The organism is Mesorhizobium sp. M1322 (assembly GCF_040318085.1).
Lineage (GTDB): Bacteria > Pseudomonadota > Alphaproteobacteria > Rhizobiales > Rhizobiaceae > Mesorhizobium.
Genome location: NZ_JAMYLP010000024.1, coordinates 48,390 through 70,441, shown reverse-complemented (window position 1 = coordinate 70,441; position 22,052 = coordinate 48,390). Strand labels below are relative to the sequence as shown.

The window sequence follows — 22,052 nt, the reverse complement described above, 5'->3', positions numbered from 1 at the left end:
TTGTGGGTGCGTTGGGCGCCGCCCCGGGGGGGGGCGGCGCCCGCCCGCGCGAGCCCGTGCCCGTTAGGCCGGGGGGGCCGCCGGCGGCCCCCCCCCCCGCTACTGTGTCGTTCCTGGTTGCTTTGGCGCATCTGCCGATCGCCAACGTCTCGGCCGTGCTGCAGGCACTGCCGCTGGCGGTGACGATGGGCGCAGCACTTGTGTTCAACGAAGGCGTCGGCTGGCGGCGCTGGCTGGCCATCGCCATCGGTTTTGCCGGGGTGCTGATCATCGTGCGGCCCGGTTTTGAGGGATTCAGTGTCTATTCGCTGCTGGCGCTGGCCTGCGTCGCCTGTTGTGCGGTGCGGGACCTTGCCACCAAGCGGATACCGCAGGCCATTCCGACATTGCTGGTGTCGACCGCCACGGCACTTGCCATGACAGTGCTCGGCGCGGCGCTGCTTTCGCCAATGGGTGGGTGGACTCCGATGACCGGAGAAAGCACGGCGTTGCTGGCATTGGCGGCAGTGCTCGTGGTCATCGGTTACCAGTTCATCATCATGGCGATGCGGGAGGGCGACATCTCGTTCATCGCACCGTTCCGCTACACGGCCCTGCTCTGGTCGATCCTGCTTGGCCTGTTCGTCTTCGGCGACGTCCCCGACCTGCCAATGATCGTCGGCGCTATCGTCATTGTCGGCTCCGGCCTCTACGCACTTTACCGCGAACGGATCGTCGGCCGGCGAAAGACAGCGGCCGAAAGCGCTGGACCTGATATGGCGCCGGACGGCATATAGGCTTGCCGTTCGCGGCGAGTGACCGCATGGACGATAGACGATGACTAGAGAGATTGCCGGCGTCATTCTGGCCGGTGGCCAGTCGCGGCGAATGGGCGGCGGCGACAAGGGCCTGCTTGCGCTTGGCGGCGGCAGCCTGCTGGACCATGTCGTTGCGCGCTTTGCTCCGCAGGTCGGTCCGCTCGTGCTCAGCGCCAATGGCGACCCGGCACGGTTTGCAGGGTTTGGGCTTCCGGTGTTTGCCGATACGGTAAAAGGTTTTGCCGGACCGCTCGCCGGGATCCTGACCGGCCTCGAATGGGCCGCCGCGAACACGACTTGCGAGGCACTTGTCACGGCTGCGGGCGATACACCGTTCCTGCCCGAAAATCTGGTTGAACGGCTGGCCGCGGCGGTCGCCAAACGTCCCAGCGCGATCGCCATCGCCTGTTCCGGCGGCAAACGGCATCCGACATTCGCACTCTGGCCGCTGGGGCTCCACCAGGCTCTGCGGCGTTTTCTGGTCGATGAGGATATCAGGCGGGTTTCCGCTTTTATCGACCGGCATGACTTTGTCGATGTGGAATTCCCGATGCTGACCTCGGGAGGCCATCTGCACGACCCTTTCTTCAACATCAATACGTCAGACGACCTTGTTCGGGCCGAACGTCTGTTGCAGAGCATGGAGACATGATGAGACGCGTCTTCGGCATCACCGGCTGGAAGAATACCGGCAAGACGACACTAACGGAAAAGCTGGTCGCCGAACTTGTCCGGCGTGGCTGGAAGGTGTCGACGGTGAAACACGCCCATCATGATTTCGACATCGACAAGCCGGGAGCGGACAGCTTTCGCCACCGACAGGCCGGAGCCACGGAAGTCGCCATCGTGTCGGACAGGCGCTGGGCGCTGATGCACGAATTGCGCGGTGAGGACGAGCCGACGCTGGACGCGATCCTGTCGCGGCTCGGCGCCTCCGACATCGTTCTGGTCGAAGGCTACAAGCGCGAGGCGCACAGCAAGATCGAAACGCGGCGGCTGGAAGCTAAGGACCAGGCACCGCTTTCGGCAAATGATCCGCATATCGTCGCCATCGCCGCCGACTTCGCCGTAGCGGACGAAAGCCTGCCTGTCTTCGATCTCGACGACACGAAATCGATAGCCGACTTCATCGAGCGCGCGACAGGTTTGACGCGCTGAGGGTACTGCCGAAGGAGCATTCGGCCGCCTCCTATTTCCTCGTTGGTATGCCTGCCCCCGCGTCAGCATTGTCTGGGAATGCGAAACCCGCAAGCAACGGTTTTACAGTTGCTTTTTCTTGGGAAACAATGGGAGTATCGCGTCAGCGGGCGGTCAAAAGAACCGCCCACAGAGCCGTTTGGAACGACGGCCGGGAACACACAGAGAGGACCATCATGCGTACTGCACTGCGTATAGCGCTCGCCGCATCGGCCGCGCTGCTGACATTGGGCGTTGCCCAGGCTCAGGAGAAAACTTTGAGGATCGGCACAGAGGGAGCCTATCCGCCGTTCAACAACCTGACCGCCGATGGCCAGCTCGTGGGCTTCGATATCGATATCGCCAAGGCACTTTGCGACGAGATGAAGGTGAAGTGCACTTTCGTCGCGCAGGATTGGGACGGCATCATCCCGGCGCTTCAGGCCGGCAAGTTCGACGCCATCGTCGCCTCGATGTCGATTACGCCGGAGCGTGCCGAGAAGGTCGACTTCACCGACAAATACTACAACACGCCGCCGGCGATTGCCGCGCCCAAGGACAGCGACATCAAGGGCGTGACCAAGGAGGACTTGGCCGGCAAGACGATCGGCGTGCAGGCGTCCACCACCCACTTCAACTATTCAACCAAGGCTTATACCGATAGTACAATCAAGCCGTACCCGACCGCGCAGGAATACCAGCTCGATCTCGCCAATGGCCGCGTTGATGCGGTCAACGACGATATCACTGTTCTCGAAGGCTGGCTTGCCACGCCGGACGGTGCTTGCTGCAAGCTGATCGGTGCGATCACGCCCGACATCGAGATCCATGGTCCGGGCGCCGGCATCGCGGTACGCAAGGGCGATACCGAGTTGGTCAATCAGTTCAATAAGGCGATCGACGCCATCCGCGCCAACGGAAAGTACAAGGAAATCAACGACAAGTACTTCAAGTACGATGTCTACGGCGGCGAGTCCTAATCCTTCCGGATTGACAGCGAACGGCGGGACATTCCCGCCGTTCGCACAAGGAGCGGCGCACGAGGAGTGACGCCGCGCTGCTCTCAAAGAACCCAAGAGGAGAACAGGCAGGCGGATGCAAAGCGTTTGGACGCTGCTCAGTTGGGGACCCGAAGGCTGGCTCGACGACATCGCCTATGGTGTTTTCATCACCGTTTCGCTTGCAGCCGCGACCCTGCCTGTCGGTCTGATGATCGGCTTTCTGGTCGCATTGGCCAAGCAATCCAATGAGCCGTCGCTGCGGCTGGCCGGCAATATCTACACCACGATCTTTCGTGGATTGCCCGAGCTGCTGACCTTGTTCATGATCTTTTACGGCGCGCAAATCGGCATCCAGCTGTTGATGCGCCTGTATGACCCGACCGCTGCGGTCGAAGTGAACGCATTTGTTTCCGGCATGATCGCGCTCGGCGTCGTCTTCTCGTCCTACGCCAGCGAAGTCTTCCTCTCGGCATTCCGCGCCATCCCGAAGGGACAGTATGAGGGCGGCTATTCGGTTGGCCTGTCTGGTGGGCAGACGATGCGACTGGTCGTGCTGCCGCAGCTTATCCGTATTGCCCTGCCGGGTCTTGCCAATCTGTGGCTCATCTTGCTCAAGGATACAGCGCTGGTATCCGCCATCGGTCTTGCCGACATACTGCGGCAAGCGGGCGTCGCGGCCCGCGTCACCAAGCACGCATTCCTGTTTTTTGGGGTCGCTGCTCTTATCTATCTGCTCCTCGCCATCATCTCGTCCTTCGGCATCAATGCCATTGAACGCAGGGTCGGCCGACAACAGGTGCAACGATGAGCGCGGCAGCCGCCGAGGTGGCGACCAAGGTCGAAAAACCGCCAGCAATCCCGCGCGGCTGGTCTCGGCAACGGGTATTCGGATATGCGTTGGTCGGTCTCTGGATCGTGCTCGGCATCGGCATGATTGTATACTTGGTCGAGGCTTGGAATTCCGAACTCTTCCAAAAATACGCCCCGGGCTACATCTCTGGCCTGGGCGTGACTCTCACGCTTGTCGCTGTGTCGATCGTGTTGGGGGCCGTCCTTTCAGTTCCTGTCGCCTACGCTCGGATGTCCAGGAACCGTATTCTGTCCAGCTTTGCCTACGCTTATGTCTACTTCTTCCGCGGCACTCCGCTTTTGACCCAAGTCTTTCTTATCTACTATGGAGTGGGTTCGTTTCGACCGGCACTTGAAGCTGTCGGCCTGTGGGGCTTTTTTCGCGAAGCCTGGTACTGCGCCATTTTCTCGTTCACCCTCAATACGGCAGCCTATCAGGCTGAGATCCTGCGCGGCGCAATCGAGAGCGTCCCCAGAGGTCAGTGGGAAGGCGCTGCCTCGCTTGGCCTGCATAAACTGCAAATACTGCGCAAGATCATCCTGCCACAGGCGCTGATCGTGGCGCTGCGTCCCTATGGCAATGAGATCATCCTGATGATCAAAGGCTCCGCCATCGTGGCCCTCATCACCGTTTATGATCTGATGGGCATTACGAAGCTCACCTATGCGCGCACTTTCGACTTCCAGTCCTATATCTGGGCGGCGATCATCTATCTGATCATTGTCGAGATACTCCGCCACGCGGTCGAGTGGATAGAACGGCGCATTACCATCCATCTGCACCGCTGACTCCCATAGCTTTGTCTGATCCGCTAAGAAGGCCGGAAAACAGGCTGGAAGGGATTGAAACATGGCATCGGTGGCATTTCTCGGTCTTGGCGTCATGGGCTACCCAATGGCCGGACATCTCAGGAACAAGGGCGGCCACGACGTCACCGTCTACAACCGCACCAAGGCAAAGGCCGAGCAATGGGTTGCCCAGCATGGCGGCAGCGTTGCCAACACGCCGGCAGAAGCGGCCGACGGCAATGACTTTGTCTTTTCCTGTGTTGGCAATGACGACGACCTGCGCGCGGTGACGATTGGAGCCGAGGGTGCGTTCCAGACGATGAAGAAGGGGGCGGTCTTCATCGACAACACCACGGCCTCCGCTGAAGTCGCGCGCGAACTGGCGGAGAAGGCGGTATTGGGCGGTTTCTCGTTCCTCGACGCACCGGTCTCCGGCGGTCAGGCCGGCGCCGAAAACGGCGTGCTGACCGTCATGGTCGGCGGCGAACAGAAAGCCTTCGAGCAGGCAAAGCCTGTCATCGATGCTTATGCCCGTATGGTCGGGCTGATGGGTCCGGCCGGCTCGGGCCAGCTCACCAAGATGATCAACCAGATCTGCATCGCCGGTCTTGTCGAAGGGCTGGCCGAAGGCATCCATTTCGGCAAGAAGGCCGGGCTCGACATCGAGAAAGTCATCGAGGTGATTTCCAAGGGCGCGGCCGGCTCATGGCAGATGGAGAACCGCCACAAGACGATGAATGCCGGCAAATATGATTTCGGCTTCGCCGTCGACTGGATGCGCAAGGACCTCGGCATCTGCCTGGCGGAGGCCGACCGCAACGGCGCCAAGCTGCCGGTGACGGCACTTGTCGACCAATTCTACAAGGATGTGCAAGGGATGGGCGGCAAACGCTGGGATACGTCCTCTTTGCTGGCGCGATTGGAAAAGTAGGTTTGGTAGTGGCCGAGCTTTCGCCTCAATCCAGCGCCGAGGAAATTGTCGATCATCTGCGCTCGATCGGCTCGCAGGAGAACCGCCTTGGCATGCTACGCTACGGCATCAAGATCGAACGTGCGCTCGGCATCTCGCATGGCGTGCAGCGGCAGATTGCAAAGAAAATCAAGCGCAACCATGAGCGTGCCTTCGAGCTATGGCAGACAGGCATCATGGAAGCGCAGTTCATCGCTTCCGTCACGGCCGATCCGAAGCGGTTCTCTGCCGCGGATGCAAGACGATGGGCGGCGACTTTCGACTCATGGGATATCGTCGACGGCGTCTCCGATCTCTTTGTCGATACGGATTGCTGGAGGGAACTGATCGCCGAATTCGCAGTCGACGAACGGGAATTCGTTCGACGCACGGCTTTTGCCATGGTGGCCTGGTCGGTGGTCCACCGGAAGAATGAACCAGAGGCGACCTTTCTCGACTTCCTGTCGATCATCGAAGCGCATGCCACCGACGGCCGCAATTTTGTGAAGAAGGCGGTGAACTGGGCGCTTCGTTCGATCGGCAAGCGATCGATGAATTTGCACGGCGCTGCCCTCGCCCTGGCACAAAAGCTCGCCGGTTCGACCGACAAGACGGCGCGCTGGATCGGCAAGGATGCTGTAAGGGAGCTTTCCGATGCCAAAACGCTCGAGCGGCTCGCCAGGAAAGGCTGACCGGAGCCAAATCCGTTTTACTGAGGTGACGCCATCCACGCGCGCCGATTTCGAGAACCTGTTCGAGCAGCCTGGCGCACCAAAATACTGCTGGTGCATGGCCTGGCGCCACCTCGAAAACCGCGAACATGCGTCGAACGATGAGAGAAGACGGGCCATGATGGCGCTCATCGAAGCCGGCACGCCGGTCGGCATCGTCGCCCGTGCCGAAGGCAAGACCGTCGGCTGGTGCTCGATCGCGCCGCGCGAGACCTACCGCAGGCTGTCGCGGCACCAGGACGACAGCGAGGCGGGCGTATGGTCGATCGTCTGCTTCTATGTGCCGAGGGCGTCGCGCGGCCGTGGACTGGCAGGCGCACTGCTCGACGCGGCCATCGATCACGCCTTCGCCAAAGGCGCCAGGACGATCGAGGCCTATCCGGTCGACCAGGAATCGCCGAGTTACCGTTTCATGGGCTTTCGAGACATGTTCGTGGCCCGAGGATTCCACGAGATCGGCATGGCCGGCTCGCGCCGCCATGTGATGCGGCTCCAACGTTGACGTTGTCGGCGACGGCAGCTTTACTCCTGTCGCATGGAGAGCACACGATGAGCAATCGTCTCAAATCGACAGCGGCGCTGGCGGCCGTGCTGATTTCCATCGCTGTGGGCAGCGCTTCTGCCGAAACCGCGCGCATATTCTGGAAGGACCTGCGCCCGGCGACCCAGCCCGCTGCCGAAAGTGTCGGATTGCCGATGGTTGCGGCAAAAATGCCTGACCGTGGCGAGACGCTGTCTCTCAATTTGCGAGACAAGACCGTCCAACTGGCGGGGTACGCACTGCCGCTCGATCGCAACGGCGATCTCGTCTATCAGTTCCTGCTGGTGCCGTGGACAGGTGCGTGCAGCCACATGCCGGCGCCGCCGCCCAATCAGATCGTCCTCGTCACGCCGGCCCGCCCCTACAGGATGTCGGAAGCCTATCAGCCGGTGTCCGTGACCGGCGCCCTGGAGCTGGGCATGGAGAAAAGTCAGCTCTTCATCCTCGACGGTGTCAGCGTGATCCAGTCGGGTTATACCGTACGCAAGGCGGAGGTGGTGAACGTCGATGTGGTGCCGGGCACCATCACGCTGCCGGCAAATTCGCCCTGGACTTTCCTCAACAAAAAGAAGAACTAAGCAAAAAATCCTCAGGCAGCGTTGGCGCCCGATTCCTTGTCCAGAACCATGTAGTCCAGCGGCATTTCGGTCGTATACTTGATCTGCTCCATGGCAAACGACGACGAGACGTCGCGGATCTCGATCTTGGCGATCAGCCGCTTGTAGAAGGCGTCGTAAGCAGCGATGTCGGGCACCACCACGCGCAAGAGGTAGTCGACGTCGCCGCTCATCCGGTAGAACTCGACCACTTCCGGAAATTCCTGGATGACCTCCGAAAAGCGCCGCAGCCATTCATGGCTATGCGAATTGGTGCGGATCGACACAAATACGGTGACGCGCACATTGACCTTTTCATGATCGAGGATGGCGACGCGCCGCTTAATGACGCCTTCCTCCTCGAGCTTCTGGATGCGCCGCCAGCAGGGGGTGGTTGACAGTCCGACTTTCTTGGCGACATCGGCGACCGCAAGCGTCGCGTCCTCCTGCAAGAGGCGGAGGATTTTTCTGTCAAGGCGGTCCATTTGGGTGCTCCCACGGGGATAGACTAGGAATAGATTGGCTATAGTCCTTCTTATTTAGGCCATCCACAAGAAAGAAATTCTGCCAGATGACGCAAAAGCGAGTGATTTCTTGCTTATGCTTCAGCCGAGGCGATAGCGGATTTCCGATCTCAGAAACGGTAGCAAATCCATTTCAAACCACGGATTGCGCTTCAACCAACCGGTGTTGCGCCACGACGGATGCGGCAGCGGCAGCACTTTCGGGTTGCCGGGCGCATCCCAGATTGTGCGCCAATCCTTCACGGTCTCCGTCAGCGAGGGCCGGCGCGCGGCGCCCATGTGCCAGGATTGTGCATAGCTGCCGATCGTCAGCACCAGGTCGATATGCGGCATCAGCGCCATCAGCGGCGCACGCCAGGCCGATGCACATTCGCGGCGCGGCGGCAGGTCGCCGCCCTTGGCATCCTGGCCGGGAAAGCAAAAGCCCATCGGCACGATAGCGAATTTTGTCGTATCGTAGAATTCTTCGCTGCTGACGCCCAGCCAGTTCCGCAACCGATCGCCGGAAGCGTCGGTGAACGGCATGCCTGACATATGCACCTTGGTGCCCGGTGCCTGGCTGGCAATCAGGATGCGGGCGCTCGACGACGGCCTGAGCACCGGGCGCGGCTCGTGCGGCAACGGGCGGCCGACCGGGTTTTCGACGCAGATACGGCAGGCGCGTACCCTGGCCGCGAAGTTTTCCAGCTCTTCGCTCATTCTCGGGAGTTCATTCTCAGGCGGCGGCGCTCGGCCGGCTGGAGACTGCCTGATGCCAGCGCAGCACGTTGGCACAATCTTCCGGCACCTTGATACGCGCCGGCTTCATGAAGTCGATGGCAATCAGCCCGGTGATGTCGGCGATCGAATAGGCTTCGCCGGCGACGAATTCCCGGTTCCCCAACTCGTCGTCGAGGAGTTTCAGGAATCCGACGGCTTTCGGCTTGTTGGCCTCGCCCCATTCGGGGATTTGTGGAATCTCCCAATCCTTCATCGCCGGATGGATGTGCCGGAACGCGGCAGTGACGCAACTGAGCAAGTTGAGCTCCATGCGTCTTTGCCACATCTCGACCAGCGCTTTGCCGAGCGCGCCGCGGCCGAACAAAGCCGGTTCCGGATGCAGTTCCTCAAAATAGCGGCAGATGGCGACGGATTCGGTGATGACGGTGCCGTCGTCGAGTTCGAGCACCGGCAGGCGCTGCAGCGGGTTGCGCGAACTGACCGGCTGCTTTCTGTGCTCCAGCGCGCCCATGTCGACGGGCACCAGAGGAACCTCAAGCCCCTTTTCGGCAAGGAAGACGCGAACCCGCCGTGGATTGGGCGCCCGGCCGCCGTCGAAGAGTTTCATTCCATTCCTCCTATCGGATCGGCCCAAAACCGGAATCGATTTCCGGAAAGCATGATGCGAATCAAGAATCCCAGCGCATGCCTTGTGCGTCCCAATGGACGCACGTCGCTCTGATCAGGTCTGTTGCAACAAACTATAGGGTTGACCATCACCGGAAGCGAAAAATTTCTCGCAAGGCGTCGCCAATCGAAGCCAAAGTGCCGTGCTTTCTTTCGGCAACCTCGTGATCGTGGCTCTCGCGCCAATTGTGCGGCTTGTCGAAAGTGCCGGCCCAGATGCCGGTCTTCCCGGAGCGGGCAGCGGCTTCCTCGGTTTCGAAATCGCCATAGGCAACCGCCCAGCCGGCCTCGACCTGGGCGCGGTTGAGATCCTTGCCGCCGGCGTTGCAATCGCCGAGCAGCCGGCCGTAGCGATCGCGCTGCCAGCCGGTGCAGGAGACGGGTTTGCCTGATATCAGACGCACCAGCGACTGCCGCGCCAGCTTGCCGCAGGGATAGCCGGCGCCGCCCTTGCGGCAGACTTGCGAATATTCGGGCGCGTCAATGCCGCGCATGCGGATGCGCTCGGTACCGAGCGTGATCGTATCGCCGTCATTGACGACGGCCGCACCCTCCGTCTTGCGCGTCTCGATCCGCTCAAGGCGTGCTGCCAGAAGGATCAGCAGACCGAGGACGATGACGGTCAGTGCGTAGTCCACCAGCCGGCGCCAAAGGCTTCGCGGCCGCGGCGGGACGTATCGCTGTCGCGATCGCCGCGACCACGAACGGCTCATATGGCAAACCGTTGGTTAATCATTCGAACGTAGCTTAACAATTTGAAACCGCTGCCCGCATAAATTGAAGTCTCCATGCCCTTGCAACGTTCGACCACAGCGGACAAGTTTATTGTGGACCGCAGGAAACCCCATCGCAACAGCGATGTGGCGCGCGCGGTGCGCAAGACGCGCGACCGTCTTTCGCAGCAGGTCGGAAATCCTGATTTCGACCGCGAGCTTTTGAAACTCCACGCCCGTTCGATGATAGGCGGCGCGATCATCGTTCCGCTTCTCGTCCTGGCGGCCGCCGCGACGGGTCTGTTTGCTGGAGTGGGCAAGGAAATTGGCGTCTGGGCCCTTTTTACACTCATCTGCTACACGATCGTCGTGTTCATGGCGAGGCGCGTCGACCGAACGGAAGCTACCGAACTCAACCCGCTGCAAACGCACGGTGATTTCCTGATAGGCCATTTCCTTTGCGGCCTGGGCTGGGCCTGGTTCGCCTGGCTCGGTTGCGATGCTTGCCAGGTCGACCAATTTCAGTTGATCAAGGCGGTGGTGCTGCTGCTTGCCATGGCGGCGACCGCGATCACGGCGTCATCGCTGCGCGGTGCGTTGCTGGCGACCTTCGCCGTTCCTGTGGCGGCCTATGCCTATGCCGGCGTCAGGCAGTGGATGCTGGTCGAACTGATCATGGCCGGGTTGCTGATGGTCTCGCTGCCCTTCTTCGCCTATGTGGCGCGCCAGCTCAATCGCTCGTCCTTGATGCTGCTCTCGTTCCGCTCCGAAAAGGATGCGCTGATCGCCGAATTGGACACCGCGAAATCGATGTCGGATGAAGCGCGGCGACGGGCGGAGGACGCCAATCTGGCAAAGTCGCGGTTTTTGGCCTCGATGAGCCACGAGTTGCGGACGCCGCTCAACGCCATTCTCGGTTTCTCCGAGGTGATGGCGAACGAGGTGCTCGGCCCGATGAGCAACCCGACCTATCGCGACTATGCTCGCGACGTCCATGACTCTGGCCAGCATCTGCTCGATCTTATCAACGAAATCCTCGACCTGTCGCGCATCGAAGCGGGCCGCTACCAGCTCAACGAAGAGCCGATGATGCTGCTTTCCGTCGTCGAGGATTGCTGTCACATGATGGAGCTGAAGGCGCGCAACAAGGATATCCGGATCGTCCAAGATTTCGAAAACGCCTTGCCGCGCCTGTTCGCCGACGAACGCGCAGTGCGACAGATCGCACTCAATCTTTTGTCGAACGCCATCAAGTTCACCGGAACCGGCGGCGAGATCCGCGTGCGCGTCGGCTGGACGGCGGGCGGCGGCCAATACCTCTCCGTCAAGGACAACGGGCCTGGCATACCGGAAGACGAGATCCCGGTCGTGCTGTCCGCCTTCGGCCAGGGCTCGATCGCCATCAAGAGCGCCGAACAAGGCACCGGGCTTGGCCTGCCGATCGTCCAAAGCCTGCTTGCCATGCACGGCGGCGAGTTCGAACTCCATTCCAAACTGCGCGAAGGCACCGAGGCGATCGCCATCTTCCCGTTGAGCCGGGTGATGGAGGAATTGCCGGCGCTGCCGACCAGGGCCGTTGCTGCGCGCCGGCGATAGACGCTTAATGCATGTCGCGCAAAAGTGTGCAGCGGTTTTGCGATAACGACATGCGTAAAAACAACAACCTAAAGCGCGTCGCATGAGGCGGGTCGAACGCGACGCGCTTTAATGAACCGCCGCCGCCATGCCCGAGCTGGTGAGAGCAGCGGCTTTGATCAGGCCCGCGGCAAGGGCCGCCGCTGCCCCCTCACCGTGGCTCACGCCGAGATCAAGCAGCGGGCGCAAGCCGAGCCGCTCGGCGGCCCGAGCATGCGCAGGCTCTGGCGACAGGCTGGCAAGCAGGCAATGGTCGAGCGCGGCGGGGTTGGCAGCACGCAGCGCCGCCGCAGCGGCTGTCGCCACGAATCCATCGAGTAGGACAGGGATCTTCTGCACCCGGGCGGCGAGGATGGCGCCGGCGATGGCCGCGAACTCACGGCCGCCGATCCGGCGCAACGCTTCCAGCGGGTCCCTGAGACTTGTGCCGTGGAAGGCTAGCGCGGCGTCGACCACTTCCGCCTTGCGCGCCCGCATCGATGCGTCGGCGCCCGATCCGGATCCGACCCAATCTGCGCCACTGCCTCCGAAGAGTGCCGCACACAAAGCCGCTGCAACGGTGGAATTGCCGACACCGAGGTCGCCAAGGCAAAGCAGATCGGTGCCGCCGGCGATCGCCTCCATACCGAAGGCCATGGTGGCAGCGCAGCCGCGCTCGTCAAGTGCTGCGTCCTCGGTGATGTCGGCGGTCGGAATGTGCAGCGCTAGATCGAACACTTTCAGCCCGAGATCATTGGCGATGCAGATCTGATTGACCGCCGTACCCCCGGCCGCGCAAAGCTCGACGGCATTCGCCGTGGCAGCGACAGGCCGTGGCGAAATGCCGTGCCGAGCGACACCATGATTGCCGGCGAAGATCGCCACCAGGGGCCGGTTCACCGCCGGCGGCGCACGGCCGCTCCAGGCAGCGAGCCACGCGGCGATGTCCTCGATGCGGCCGAGCGAACCTTTGGGTCTGTCGGCCTTGGCAAACAGCGCACGGACGCGGGCTTCGGCCGCCGTGTCGGCCGGCGGCAGGGTCGCCAGGAGATTGCGAAAATCGTCGAAGGGCAGCGCACTGGTCATGTCGTTGGTGGTCATTCCCTGGAGTTGGTGAGCGGCATAGCCGCCTTGCTCGGCCGGCACAACTGCCTGCATTGACGCGAAAGCGGTTGCCGGCGGCGCAATCCGGAGGGCTTGCATTGACTTTGCTGTTACACCATGTGGAGGCGAGACAAGGGATTCCTGACGGGAACCCTGAGAGAATATTATGACGGCCATCGAATCCCCATGCATCCTGGTCTGTTCGATCGATATGAAAACCGGCTTCTGCTTCGGTTGCGGCCGCACGCGCGAGGAAATCGGCGCCTGGATCGAGATGACCCCTGAGATCCGCCGCAGCGTCATGGCCGAGCTGCCGGCCCGGCTGGAAACGGTTGAACGCAGACCGCGTCGGGAAACCCGCCGCACCCGCCTCGCGCGCGAACGCGACGCTCTCTCATGAGCCAGCTATGAACCGATTTTTCTGGGTTTTGATGATCGCGATCGGGGCAGGCGTGGTCCTGCTCATGTTCAACGATTCCGCGGGCAGCACATTCGGCGTCGAGAATGACGATTTCAGCCAGCTGATCTGGCTTGGCGCATTGGTCGCGCTCATCGGCGCCAGCCTGCTCAGATCAGGCAGACCCTTGGGCGCGATGGCCCGCAATCTCGGCACCTGGGGCGTCATCGCGCTCGCACTGATCGCCGGCTACCAGTATCGTTATGAATTGCAGGATTTCGCCAGCCGGGTAACGGCCGGCCTTGTTCCCGGCAGTCCGCTGGCATTGGGGCTTGAAGACGGCCATGCCACGGTGACCCTGGATAAGGCCGGCAATGGCCATTTCGAAGCGCGCATCATGGTCAATGGCACGCCGGTCCGGGCGGTGGTCGATACCGGCGCAACCAGCACCGTTCTGACCGCGCAGGACGCGCAAGCGGCCGGATTCAATCCAGCCGCTCTCAATTTCACCATACCGGTTTCCACTGCCAACGGCATGGCGCGCGCCGCCGCCGTGAGAACCGACGAATTGGCGATCGGCGGGATCGTACGCAAGGACATGCCGGTCATGATCGCCGCGCCCGGCATGCTCGGCCAGAGCCTGCTCGGCATGAATTTCATCGGCTCACTGTCCGGTTTCGACGTGCGCGGCGACCGCATGATCTTGCGCGATTGAACAGTCGGGTTGCTTCGGCGGCGCTCAGTGAGCGTTGAGCATCTCGACCGCTTGATCAAACCGGCCGTCCCGCTCCGCCCAGCGCAGGAAGCCCACGCGCTCCACTAATATCTCCTTGGGCGTCGGCTCCCGGCTGAACAGAGCCATCGCCTCGTCAATGAACGCACTGAGCGGCATATACTCGTCGCGCGTCGACTGGCCGGGCGTGAGTTCGGTGCGAACCGCGGGCGGCGCAAGCTCGATCACTTCGACCTTGCCCCTGAGTTGCTCGCGCAACGACACCGTATAGGAATGGATCGCTGCCTTGGTGGCATTGTAGGTCGGCGTGCCACTCAGCGGCACGAAGGCCAGGCCTGACGAGACATTGACGATCACGGCATTTTGCCGAACCGCCAGATGGTCGATCAGCGCGTTGGTGAGGCGGATCGGCCCGAACAAATTGGTGACGATCGTCTCCTCCGCGTCGCGCAGATCGCGGGCTCCGGTCAGATCCTCGCGGCGCATGATGCCGGCATTGTTGATGAGCACGTTGAGCGCCGGGTGCTCGGCGACTAAGCGCTTGGCAAATGCTGTGATCGCTCCTGGGTCTTCGACATCGCCGACCATGGCGTGCATGCCTTCACGCCCGGCGATCGTCCGCTCGAGCGCCTCCTTGCGCCGTCCCGCGACGATTACAGTGTTTCCAAGCGCATTGAAGTGCCGCGCCAGTTCCCGCCCGATCCCGGATCCGCCGCCGGTGATGAGGATCGTGTTTCCCGTCATTTTCATCGTTCTGTGCTCCATCTCTTCCAACGGCTCGGAATCAAACGATGCCACCGTTTGCAAAAACCGTTTGTCCGTTATTCCTGGCGCCGTCCCTGCTGCAGAGCGCCGCGTCGGCGATGTCGGAAGGGTCGCCGATGAGCTGATGTGGCGTACGCGCGGCGAAGCCGGTGATCTGCTCCGGGGTCTTCCTGTCAGTGAACAGGATAGAGTTGACGCCGCCCGGCGCCATCGCGGTTACGGAGATCATGCCCCCCGCGAAGAGCCATGGCGACATTCGCCAGCGCGGCTCGTTTCGGTGACACGTTCTGTCCAGACATATGATTTCCCTTCCTTGTCGAGCGGGCCTGTTCCTACCGGGCGATGCAGTCGACAGCTTGCCAACGCATGCGCAAAACTTGCTCGATCCTGCAGCCCACGTGATGTTTGTCCGCCCGCATGCTAGGATCGCCAGGATCGCGCCGCTGTAGGAGACATTGCATGGACGTCCTCAAACATGCCGTTCACACCTATGCCGCCCGCCATGCAAACCGGGATGGCTTGGCGCTGACGCCAGTGCCGGGTCTGAGGATGATGTGCGTCGAGTCACCACATGGCGACTTGCTTTCGGTCTATCGGCCGCTGGTTTGTCTGGTTCTGCAGGGTGCCAAGCGCATGACTGTTGGCAGGGAGCAGCAAGTCTTCACCGCCGGGCAGTCCGTGATCGTGAGCGCGGACATGCCGGTCGTCGGACGGATCGTGCAGGCAAGCCAGCGCGAGCCCTATCTGGCGGTCGCGGTCGAACTCGAGATGACGCTCCTGCTAGAGATCGCGGCGCAGTTGGGCAGCGTGCGTGCGCAGCGCCCGTCAGAGACACGCACCTTGTTCGCTGAAGACACCAATGCGCCGATTCTAGATTGCGCGGTGCGGCTAATGCGCTTGCTGGACCGACCGGATGCTACGTCGCTCCTGCGCCCCGGAATTATGCACGAACTGCATTATTGGCTCCTCTCCGGTCAGCACGGCGCGGCTCTGCGGTCGCTTGCGGATCCGGACGGCCACGCGAGCCGTCTCGCTGCGGCCATCGCGATTCTTAGAACCGAGTATCGATCGCGTGTCCCCGTCGAGCGCTTGGCGGCCGCAGCGGCGATGAGCCTTACGGCCTTTCACAAGCACTTCAAGCACATGACGTCACTGACGCCGGGACAGTATCAGAAGCGGCTTCGCCTAATCGAAGCACGCCGCCTCATGCTCGATGAAGGCTTTTCGGCAATCAGCGCTGGGTTCGAGGTGGGCTACGAGAGCATCTCGCAATTCACCTACGAATATCGCCGTACATTCCGGGCGCCGCCGAAGCGCGACGCCCTTCGCGTCCGGGACGCGGCACGCGGGATCAGAGAAGAAATGCAGGACGGCGAACGGGCGAGCGCCGCTTAGCTTGACCGGCTTGCCCATCTATCGACGGTCCCCTGGATTGCTGAACGACTGCGCAAGACGCGCAAACGGCCACATGGATATTGCGCGACCGAAAGTCAGGCTGCTTCGGCGTCAGCCCCGCCGAAATCGACTGCAGCGAAAGCCGCCTTCAGCACATCCGGTCCAGCGCCGGGCCTTGTCGCTTCGGTCGAAAGAATCTGCCGGTAGCGGCGCGCGCCCGGCAGACCGTGGAACAGGCCGACCATGTGACGGGTGACATGCCCAAGCCGCCCGCCCCATTCGATATGGCGTGCCGCATAATCCGCCATGGCATCGATCAGCGCGGCAAAATCGAACGCGTTGGGTGTATCGCCGTAAAACGCCGCGTCGACGTCCGCCAGAATGCCTGGCGTGTGGTAGGCGGCGCGTCCGAGCATCGCACCATCGACATGATCAATGTGGTCAAGCGCCTCTTCAAGCGATTGAATGCCGCCATTGATGCCGATGAATTTGTTTTGGTTTTTGGCTTTCAGCCGATAGACCCTGTTGTAGTCGAGTGGCGGGATGTCGCGGTTTTCCCTGGGGCTTAGCCCTTCCAGCCACGCCTTGCGGGCATGCACCCAAAGCGCGTCGGTGCCGGCCGCGAAAACTCCGTTCGCCAGCGCATCGAGCGCCGGCTCAGGGTCCTGCTCGTCGACGCCGATGCGACATTTGACGGTGACGGGAATGCTGACAGAAGCCTTCATCGCCGCGACGCAATCGGCGACAAGGAGCGGTGCTTTCATCAGGCAGGCGCCGAACGTACCCGACTGGACGCGGTCGGACGGGCAGCCGACATTGAGGTTGATCTCGTCATAGCCGAAGGCTTCGCCGATGCGGGCCGCCTCGGCAAGCTTCCGCGGATCGGAGCCGCCGAGCTGCAACGCGACCGGATGTTCCGTATCATCGAAGCCGAGCAAGCGCTCGCGCTCGCCATGAGTGACCGCGTTGGCCACGACCATCTCGGTGTAGAGCAATGCCCGGCGCGTCAATTGGCGATGGAGGAACCGGCAATGCCGGTCCGTCCAGTCCATCATAGGCGCCACGGCAAGTTTGTGGTTTATCTTATTCATTTCATCGTCTTTTTTCTGTCTCAGTCCGTCCAATGCCCGGTTGGAATGATTGGGTAATTTGACAGGTTCGCGCGCTCAACCGTGACCCTTATGCGATCTTACCGCCGCTATTGGAAGCCAACTGGCCATGGTACGCGCCCGCTGCGCGGCTCGACATGCTAATGGCTGACGCGCTCGATCTCGGCCGCTCGGATGAACTTATCCGCGATCTCACCGATGCTCACGGCGTGCCTCTTTTTCCTCGCTGTTCTGCTCCTCACCACCGTCGGGACGATTGATTGTCACCGTGCACGCAATCAGGGTGTTCCAATCCGGGCCATGTTCGATGATGTTATGAAGCTCGGAAATCTCTTCAAGATAATGTTCGATCGTAATCGGGCCGTTCTGGTGGCCGTAGACAAGAACCGCTTTCCAGCGCTTGTCACCATGCAGCGTTACCACGTTACTCATGCCGAATATCTCCTGCGGTCATCGAACAAATCCGGCTGCATTGCCGTGGGCCAAAAGGTAGCGGAACCGACCGGCATGCAGCCGGTTGAATCGGCATGAAGAGTCGTCCTCTGACAACCAGCAATGCAAGGCTACATCATGAGCATTCTGCAGAGTACCAAGAAAGCTGTCGAGCAGGTTACCGGTATCGCAAGACCGGGCAGGCAAGAAGTAACCGATCTTATAAGGCGGCGAAAAGCAAATGAGTTTTGGTTCAAGGATGATGGCCTGGTGCCCAATCATCCCTTTTGGCCGCTTGTCGTCTATCGGGGCGCCGTGAGGCTGCCCGAAGAATTTGATCCCGCAGCCGTCTTGGAGGAGCTTTTCGAGGCCAATGCGTGGGAGGACAGTTGGCGAAACGGCATCTACGACTACGTTCACTACCATTCGCGAATACATGAGGTGCTCGGGGTCGCGGCCGGGACGGCCAAAGTCCGGTTTGGAGGCAAAAAGGGACGAACCCTGTCACTGAAGGCCGGCGACGTCGCGGTTCTTCCGGCCGGCACCGGGCACCAATGTCTTTCGGCATCCGACGATTTTCTGGTTGTCGGCGCCTACCCTCCATTTGGGACCTATGACGAATGCACGACTGCCCAGGGAGCATGATGGCGCGCTGGCGACGATTCGGAAGGTAGGTCGTCCACGCAAGGATCCCGTCTATGGGAGCAAAGGCCCGCTTCTGCAAAGTTGGAAGAAGACCTGAAGCAGGCGCAGATCGATCGGAGACTCAGTAAGTACAGAACGCACGAGCGGGAAGTGCGCAGCTCAGGCTACCGGCCGAGCGCCGCGTTGCGCTCAACTGTCCGTCGGCGGCAGGTGAACGGCCAGCCGCAATCCGGCATTACGGCCGGACGGCCGGTGTCTCGACCAGAAGGCCGCGGGCCCGCTCCGTCAGGTGGAGTTCCAGGTCGACGAGTTCGGGTGCGTCGAAGGTGAAGGGCTCGGCCCTGACCCGATCATGCAGTTGCGCAGGCGAACCGACCGTCTGCCACTCTAGTCGGTAGAGCGGATAGCCGGTCGGATGCGCCTGCGGGATGACACTGCCGCCGAGCCGTTTGCCCCAGTTGTCGTCGTGGCAGGAGGCGCAGGAGAGCTCGAGCTGGCCTATGCGGCTCTGGAACAGACGCCGGCCGTTGTCGCGGAACGGCGCGAGCCGGGCGTCGGTCGCCGGTGTGATTGGCATGCCGCGCGACTGATGCGCCACATAGGCCGTCAGGGCGAGCAACGCGTCAGACTCCGGCGCGAGCGGCTCGGCCTGTTGCCGCTCCGCGCGGCAGGAGTTGATGCGCCCGGCAAGGTCGATCGGCCGTCCCGTCACCGCGTCAAAGGCCGGGTAGCGGGCGGCAACCCCGCGCCCCGTCTGGCTGGCATCGTCATGGCAGCCGGCGCAGGCGACATCCGCCCTGCCCTCCGCCTGTTGAGGGCATCGCGTTGAAAGTACGCCAAACTACGCAAAGGGAGAACAAACGGTGAATTTGGTGGGCGCTCGTTTTGAAAGGTGCCCCGGCTTCCTCGTCTTGTCAGAACGAACAGGAAGATTGCGCCCAACTGCGGACGTTTGACTTCTTCCACATAACTTCCGCTCCGCCGACGGCGCTATGGCGCGGGACAATCCGCCCCGGTCTCGGCCCAGCGACGAATAAGTTCGCCGAAAACCTGCTGCGAACCGGGAACAGGTTCGCGTCCCGCACCGGGCTCCCATCCCCAGCCCACCAGACTGTCCTCGGCCATATGGTCGACGATCTGGTCGACGGTCTTCCCGCCGTTGCGCGCCGGGTCTTTCAGTTGCTGGCAAATCTCTCCCAGTGTCTTGCCGACCCAGGCCATCTCGATCGGCGCCACATGCCAAAGCGGATGGCCGGGAATGCTCTTGATCGTTTCAGCCTGGCCAACGACCTCGACATTGGCCGCTCCGTGGCATGTACCGCACATCATGCCGGGCATGCCGAGGTCGCCCTCGCCGCGTGACACCGGTGGCTCATGCACGCGCATCTCCATGCCCTGCAGGGGTTGATCGCCCGCCGGGTGGCAATTGACGCAGCGTGGATGCTGGATCACCTTGCCGGCTTCCTCGAAAAGCGCCCGAGAACGCTCCGCATTGTCGGCGATTGGCTCGAACTCCGACGCCGCCCGAAGCGTCGTGGCCGCGGCATCCGGCTGGTCCTGAGCCACCGACATCGTTGAAACGACCGCGGCCAGGCTCAACGCCGACACGACAAGGCCGATCGAAGCGGCTTTGGACTTGACCATTCTCATCATGACACGCCGCCTGCTGGAACGATCGGAAGGCGGCGAACCGGGTTGCCGGTGAGACGGCGCCAGGCATTCGCAACGGCGGGACCGATTGGAGGCACCCCCGGCTCGCCAACGCCGGTCGGCTTCTCCGTCGAGGCGATGACGGCAACCTCGACCTCCGGCATCTCGTCGATGCGCAACGAGCGATAATCGTGGAAATTCGACTGCACGATCTCGCCGCCTTCGCCAAGCGTGATCTCGTCAAACAGCACGGCGCCGAGGCCATAGCCGATACCCCCTTCCATCTGCGCCGCGATGACATTGGGGTTGATCGCGACGCCGCAGTCCACCGCACACCAGACCTTGTGGATGCGTGGTATTCCACTGTCGGCTCGCGAGATCTCGACGATCTGCGCGACATAGGTGTTGAAGCTTTTGACCACTGCGACGCCCCACTCATGCCCTTCGGGAACCGGCGAGCCCCAGCCGGCCATCTCGGCGACCCTCGTTAGGGTACCGACGTGACGGGGCTCGTTCGCCAGGAGCGCCAGCCGGCCTTCGACCGGATCCTTGCCGACCTTCTGCAAAAGCTCGTCGACGAAGGTTTCCACCGCAAAGCCCGTATGGGTGTGGCCAACCGAACGCCACCACAAGGGCGGCACCGTGAGTTCCACATTGTGGGAGACGACGCGCAGATTATCGATCGAATAGGGAAGGTTGGACGCGCCTTCGACCGACGTTTCGTCCAGATCGGCCTTTTGCTGGATCGATTGGCCGACGATGATCTGATCCCAGGCTGTGATCTTGCCGTCGGCGTCGATCGTTCCCTTCATCTTGTGCAGATACATGGGCCGATAGAAGCCGCCGCGTATGTCGTCTTCGCGCGTCCACATATGCTTCAACGGACGCGAGCCGTCCGTCGCCTTGAAGACTTCGGCCGCCTCCTGCATGTAAGGCGAGCCGAATTGGGCCCGCCGGCCGAAGCTCCCACCGGCGAACTGCGTGTGCAGCCGCACCTTTGACGGCTCAACGCCGAGAATCTTCGCCGCGGTCGCCTCGTCCGAGCCAGGAAATTGCGCGCCGCTGTAGATGTCGAGCGATTCGTCTTCGGCTTTCACGAACACGGCGTCCAGCGGCTCCATCGGAGCATGGGCCAGGAACGGAAAGACGATTTCGGCTTCCAGGCTCTGCACGCCGTCGGCCGAAGAGGCCTTGTCCACGTCGCCTCTGTTCGCTGCCTCCAAGCCTTTTTCCCCGAATTTCCGGGCAAAGTCAGCGGCGAGCGCCTCGGTCGAGCGCTTCTCCGCCTTGGAGAGATCCCAGTCCACCTTGAGGGCGGCGCGTCCCTTGAGCGCGGCGAAGGTGTTGTCGGCATAGACCGCCACGCCCTGCGGCACCTGTTTAATGTCGACCACGCCCGCGACTTTGCGCGCCTCGGTGTCGTCGAACGATTTTACCGTTGCGCCGAAATGAACGGGGTGCGCGACAAGTGCGATAAGCATGTCGTCAGCAAGGACGTCGAGCGTGTAGACGGCCTGGCCGGTCGTTTTCGCTACCGTGTCGAGTTTCGGCAGGTCCTTGCCGATGAGCACGAAATCTTTCGGATCCTTGAGCTTTGGTTCAGCCGGCGGCGTCCGGGCGGCCGCCTTGTCGGCCAACGCCCCAAACCCGCTTTCCTTACCCGACGCATGCTTTATCCGTCCCTTCGACACGGTGATTTCTTCGGCCGGAACGCCCCATTCCTCCGCGGCGGCCGCCACCAGCATGGCGCGCACCGTAGCGCCCGCCTGGCGGAACTGGTCGTAGGAATTGGCGATGGAAGACGAGCCGCCGGTGCCTTGCAATCCAAAGGCCAGGTTGGCGTAGATCTTGTCGTCAGCCGGCGAATGGACCGCGCGCATCTGGCTCCAGTCGGCATCTAGTTCTTCGGCGACGATGGTTGCGAGGCCCGTGTATGGCCCCTGCCCGAATTCGATGTGTTTCGACAGGACCGTTACCGTATCGTCGGCGGCGATCTTGACGAAGGTGTTCATCTCGATCAGGTCGCCGGCGCCGCCCGCAGGATCACCTCGTATGACGCCTGCGGCGAAAACCTTCGGCGCTATCGCGAAGCCGATGACGAACCCGGCGCCTGAGAGGAAGCCGCGGCGTGTGGTGATGATTGGATGGATCGTCAT

The 22,052-nt window shown here is 61.9% G+C and carries 25 protein-coding genes and 2 pseudogenes; 15 read left to right on the top strand and 12 right to left on the bottom strand.

Going from position 1 to position 22,052, the window contains the following annotated elements; translation table 11 throughout:
- The 10 genes from NKH12_RS12145 to NKH12_RS12100 form a co-directional block, all read left to right on the top strand.
- The coding region (locus tag NKH12_RS12145) for a DMT family transporter (RefSeq protein ID WP_352953322.1) at nt 1–776 on the top strand (776 nt) is incomplete at its 5' end.
- 40 nt (nt 777–816) lie between these two features.
- Nucleotides 817–1,449, top strand: a complete 633-nt coding sequence (gene mobA, locus NKH12_RS12140) for a molybdenum cofactor guanylyltransferase MobA (RefSeq protein WP_352953321.1) — start codon at nt 817–819, stop codon at nt 1,447–1,449.
- Nucleotides 1,446–1,955, top strand: coding sequence for a molybdopterin-guanine dinucleotide biosynthesis protein B (mobB, locus tag NKH12_RS12135; protein ID WP_352953320.1), 510 nt, complete (start codon nt 1,446–1,448; stop codon nt 1,953–1,955). The genes mobA and mobB overlap by 4 nt, the downstream gene beginning before the upstream one ends.
- Nucleotides 1,956–2,170: 215 nt before the next feature.
- Entirely contained in the window at nt 2,171–2,953 is a 783-nt protein-coding gene (locus NKH12_RS12130; protein ID WP_352953319.1) for an ABC transporter substrate-binding protein, read from the top strand.
- A 115-nt stretch (nt 2,954–3,068) separates the two neighbouring features.
- Nucleotides 3,069–3,782 carry an ABC transporter permease gene (locus tag NKH12_RS12125; protein ID WP_352953318.1) on the top strand — a complete coding sequence of 238 codons (714 nt, stop codon included), beginning with the start codon at nt 3,069–3,071 and terminating at the stop codon, nt 3,780–3,782.
- On the top strand, nt 3,779–4,612 hold the full coding sequence (locus NKH12_RS12120; protein WP_352953317.1) for an ABC transporter permease: 834 nt from the start codon (nt 3,779–3,781) through the stop codon (nt 4,610–4,612). Before NKH12_RS12125 ends, NKH12_RS12120 begins: the two co-directional genes overlap by 4 nt.
- Before the next feature lie 61 nt (nt 4,613–4,673).
- Entirely contained in the window at nt 4,674–5,543 is an 870-nt protein-coding gene (locus NKH12_RS12115) for an NAD(P)-dependent oxidoreductase (RefSeq protein ID WP_352953316.1), read from the top strand.
- Between the two features lie 8 nt (nt 5,544–5,551).
- The gene (locus tag NKH12_RS12110) at nt 5,552–6,253 is read left to right on the top strand and encodes a DNA alkylation repair protein (RefSeq protein ID WP_352953328.1); all 702 of its coding nucleotides are present in this window, start codon (nt 5,552–5,554) and stop codon (nt 6,251–6,253) included.
- Nucleotides 6,216–6,794 (top strand): GNAT family N-acetyltransferase, encoded by a 579-nt coding sequence (locus NKH12_RS12105; protein WP_352953315.1) that lies wholly within the window; start codon nt 6,216–6,218, stop codon nt 6,792–6,794. The genes NKH12_RS12110 and NKH12_RS12105 overlap by 38 nt, the downstream gene beginning before the upstream one ends.
- 47 nt (nt 6,795–6,841) lie before the next feature.
- The gene (locus tag NKH12_RS12100; RefSeq protein WP_502910782.1) at nt 6,842–7,411 is read left to right on the top strand and encodes a DUF3299 domain-containing protein; all 570 of its coding nucleotides are present in this window, start codon (nt 6,842–6,844) and stop codon (nt 7,409–7,411) included.
- Nucleotides 7,412–7,422: 11 nt separating this feature from the next.
- Here the strand turns inward: NKH12_RS12100 and NKH12_RS12095 are convergent, their stop codons facing one another.
- The 4 genes and pseudogenes from NKH12_RS12095 to NKH12_RS12080 all read right to left on the bottom strand — a co-directional run bounded on the left by NKH12_RS12095 (nt 7,423) and on the right by NKH12_RS12080 (nt 10,052).
- A complete protein-coding gene (locus NKH12_RS12095; protein ID WP_006333679.1) occupies nt 7,423–7,914 on the bottom strand; it encodes an Lrp/AsnC family transcriptional regulator in 492 nt (163 codons plus the stop codon).
- A 120-nt stretch (nt 7,915–8,034) separates the two neighbouring features.
- Nucleotides 8,035–8,652 (bottom strand): annotated as a pseudogene (locus tag NKH12_RS12090) (uracil-DNA glycosylase family protein); the annotation flags it as partial.
- A 16-nt stretch (nt 8,653–8,668) separates the two neighbouring features.
- Nucleotides 8,669–9,280 (bottom strand): glutathione S-transferase, encoded by a 612-nt coding sequence (locus tag NKH12_RS12085; RefSeq protein WP_352953313.1) that lies wholly within the window; start codon nt 9,278–9,280, stop codon nt 8,669–8,671.
- A 148-nt stretch (nt 9,281–9,428) separates the two neighbouring features.
- Nucleotides 9,429–10,052, bottom strand: coding sequence for a thermonuclease family protein (locus NKH12_RS12080; protein ID WP_352953312.1), 624 nt, complete (start codon nt 10,050–10,052; stop codon nt 9,429–9,431).
- Between the two features lie 75 nt (nt 10,053–10,127).
- Here NKH12_RS12080 and NKH12_RS12075 point away from each other — a divergent pair, with 75 nt between their 5' ends.
- Complete coding sequence (locus tag NKH12_RS12075; protein ID WP_352953311.1) at nt 10,128–11,648, top strand: sensor histidine kinase; 1,521 nt, start codon at nt 10,128–10,130, stop codon at nt 11,646–11,648.
- A gap of 108 nt (nt 11,649–11,756) precedes the next feature.
- Here the strand turns inward: NKH12_RS12075 and NKH12_RS12070 are convergent, their stop codons facing one another.
- Nucleotides 11,757–12,752, bottom strand: a complete 996-nt coding sequence (locus NKH12_RS12070; protein ID WP_352953327.1) for a nicotinate-nucleotide--dimethylbenzimidazole phosphoribosyltransferase — start codon at nt 12,750–12,752, stop codon at nt 11,757–11,759.
- 184 nt (nt 12,753–12,936) lie between these two features.
- On the opposite strand from NKH12_RS12070, the gene NKH12_RS12065 reads away from it, so the two are divergent.
- A complete protein-coding gene (locus NKH12_RS12065; RefSeq protein WP_095492971.1) occupies nt 12,937–13,170 on the top strand; it encodes a DUF1289 domain-containing protein in 234 nt (77 codons plus the stop codon).
- Between the two features lie 7 nt (nt 13,171–13,177).
- Complete coding sequence (locus NKH12_RS12060; protein WP_352953310.1) at nt 13,178–13,882, top strand: TIGR02281 family clan AA aspartic protease; 705 nt, start codon at nt 13,178–13,180, stop codon at nt 13,880–13,882.
- 24 nt (nt 13,883–13,906) lie between these two features.
- Here the strand turns inward: NKH12_RS12060 and NKH12_RS12055 are convergent, their stop codons facing one another.
- On the bottom strand, nt 13,907–14,650 hold the full coding sequence (locus tag NKH12_RS12055) for an SDR family oxidoreductase (protein ID WP_352953309.1): 744 nt from the start codon (nt 14,648–14,650) through the stop codon (nt 13,907–13,909).
- 34 nt (nt 14,651–14,684) lie between these two features.
- The gene (locus NKH12_RS12050) at nt 14,685–14,894 is read right to left on the bottom strand and encodes a Rossmann-fold NAD(P)-binding domain-containing protein (protein ID WP_352953308.1); all 210 of its coding nucleotides are present in this window, start codon (nt 14,892–14,894) and stop codon (nt 14,685–14,687) included.
- Between the two features lie 230 nt (nt 14,895–15,124).
- Here NKH12_RS12050 and NKH12_RS12045 point away from each other — a divergent pair, with 230 nt between their 5' ends.
- Nucleotides 15,125–16,060 carry an AraC family transcriptional regulator N-terminal domain-containing protein gene (locus NKH12_RS12045; RefSeq protein ID WP_352953307.1) on the top strand — a complete coding sequence of 312 codons (936 nt, stop codon included), beginning with the start codon at nt 15,125–15,127 and terminating at the stop codon, nt 16,058–16,060.
- A 95-nt stretch (nt 16,061–16,155) separates the two neighbouring features.
- Here the strand turns inward: NKH12_RS12045 and dusA are convergent, their stop codons facing one another.
- Both dusA and NKH12_RS12035 read right to left on the bottom strand, forming a co-directional pair.
- Nucleotides 16,156–17,151 (bottom strand): tRNA dihydrouridine(20/20a) synthase DusA, encoded by a 996-nt coding sequence (dusA, locus tag NKH12_RS12040; protein ID WP_352953306.1) that lies wholly within the window; start codon nt 17,149–17,151, stop codon nt 16,156–16,158.
- A 210-nt stretch (nt 17,152–17,361) separates the two neighbouring features.
- Nucleotides 17,362–17,601 carry a hypothetical protein gene (locus NKH12_RS12035; RefSeq protein WP_027151810.1) on the bottom strand — a complete coding sequence of 80 codons (240 nt, stop codon included), beginning with the start codon at nt 17,599–17,601 and terminating at the stop codon, nt 17,362–17,364.
- A gap of 138 nt (nt 17,602–17,739) precedes the next feature.
- On the opposite strand from NKH12_RS12035, the gene NKH12_RS12030 reads away from it, so the two are divergent.
- Nucleotides 17,740–18,246: a cupin domain-containing protein gene (locus NKH12_RS12030; RefSeq protein WP_352953305.1), complete on the top strand. Its 507-nt coding sequence runs from the start codon at nt 17,740–17,742 to the stop codon at nt 18,244–18,246.
- A 235-nt stretch (nt 18,247–18,481) separates the two neighbouring features.
- On the opposite strand, the pseudogene soxA reads toward NKH12_RS12030, so the two are convergent.
- The 3 genes and pseudogenes from soxA to NKH12_RS12015 form a co-directional block, all read right to left on the bottom strand.
- Nucleotides 18,482–19,048 (bottom strand): annotated as a pseudogene (gene soxA, locus NKH12_RS12025) (sulfur oxidation c-type cytochrome SoxA); the annotation flags it as partial.
- A 188-nt stretch (nt 19,049–19,236) separates the two neighbouring features.
- Nucleotides 19,237–19,899, bottom strand: a complete 663-nt coding sequence (locus NKH12_RS12020) for an Isoquinoline 1-oxidoreductase subunit (RefSeq protein ID WP_352953304.1) — start codon at nt 19,897–19,899, stop codon at nt 19,237–19,239.
- Nucleotides 19,896–22,052: a xanthine dehydrogenase family protein molybdopterin-binding subunit gene (locus NKH12_RS12015; protein ID WP_352953303.1), complete on the bottom strand. Its 2,157-nt coding sequence runs from the start codon at nt 22,050–22,052 to the stop codon at nt 19,896–19,898. The genes NKH12_RS12020 and NKH12_RS12015 overlap by 4 nt, the downstream gene beginning before the upstream one ends.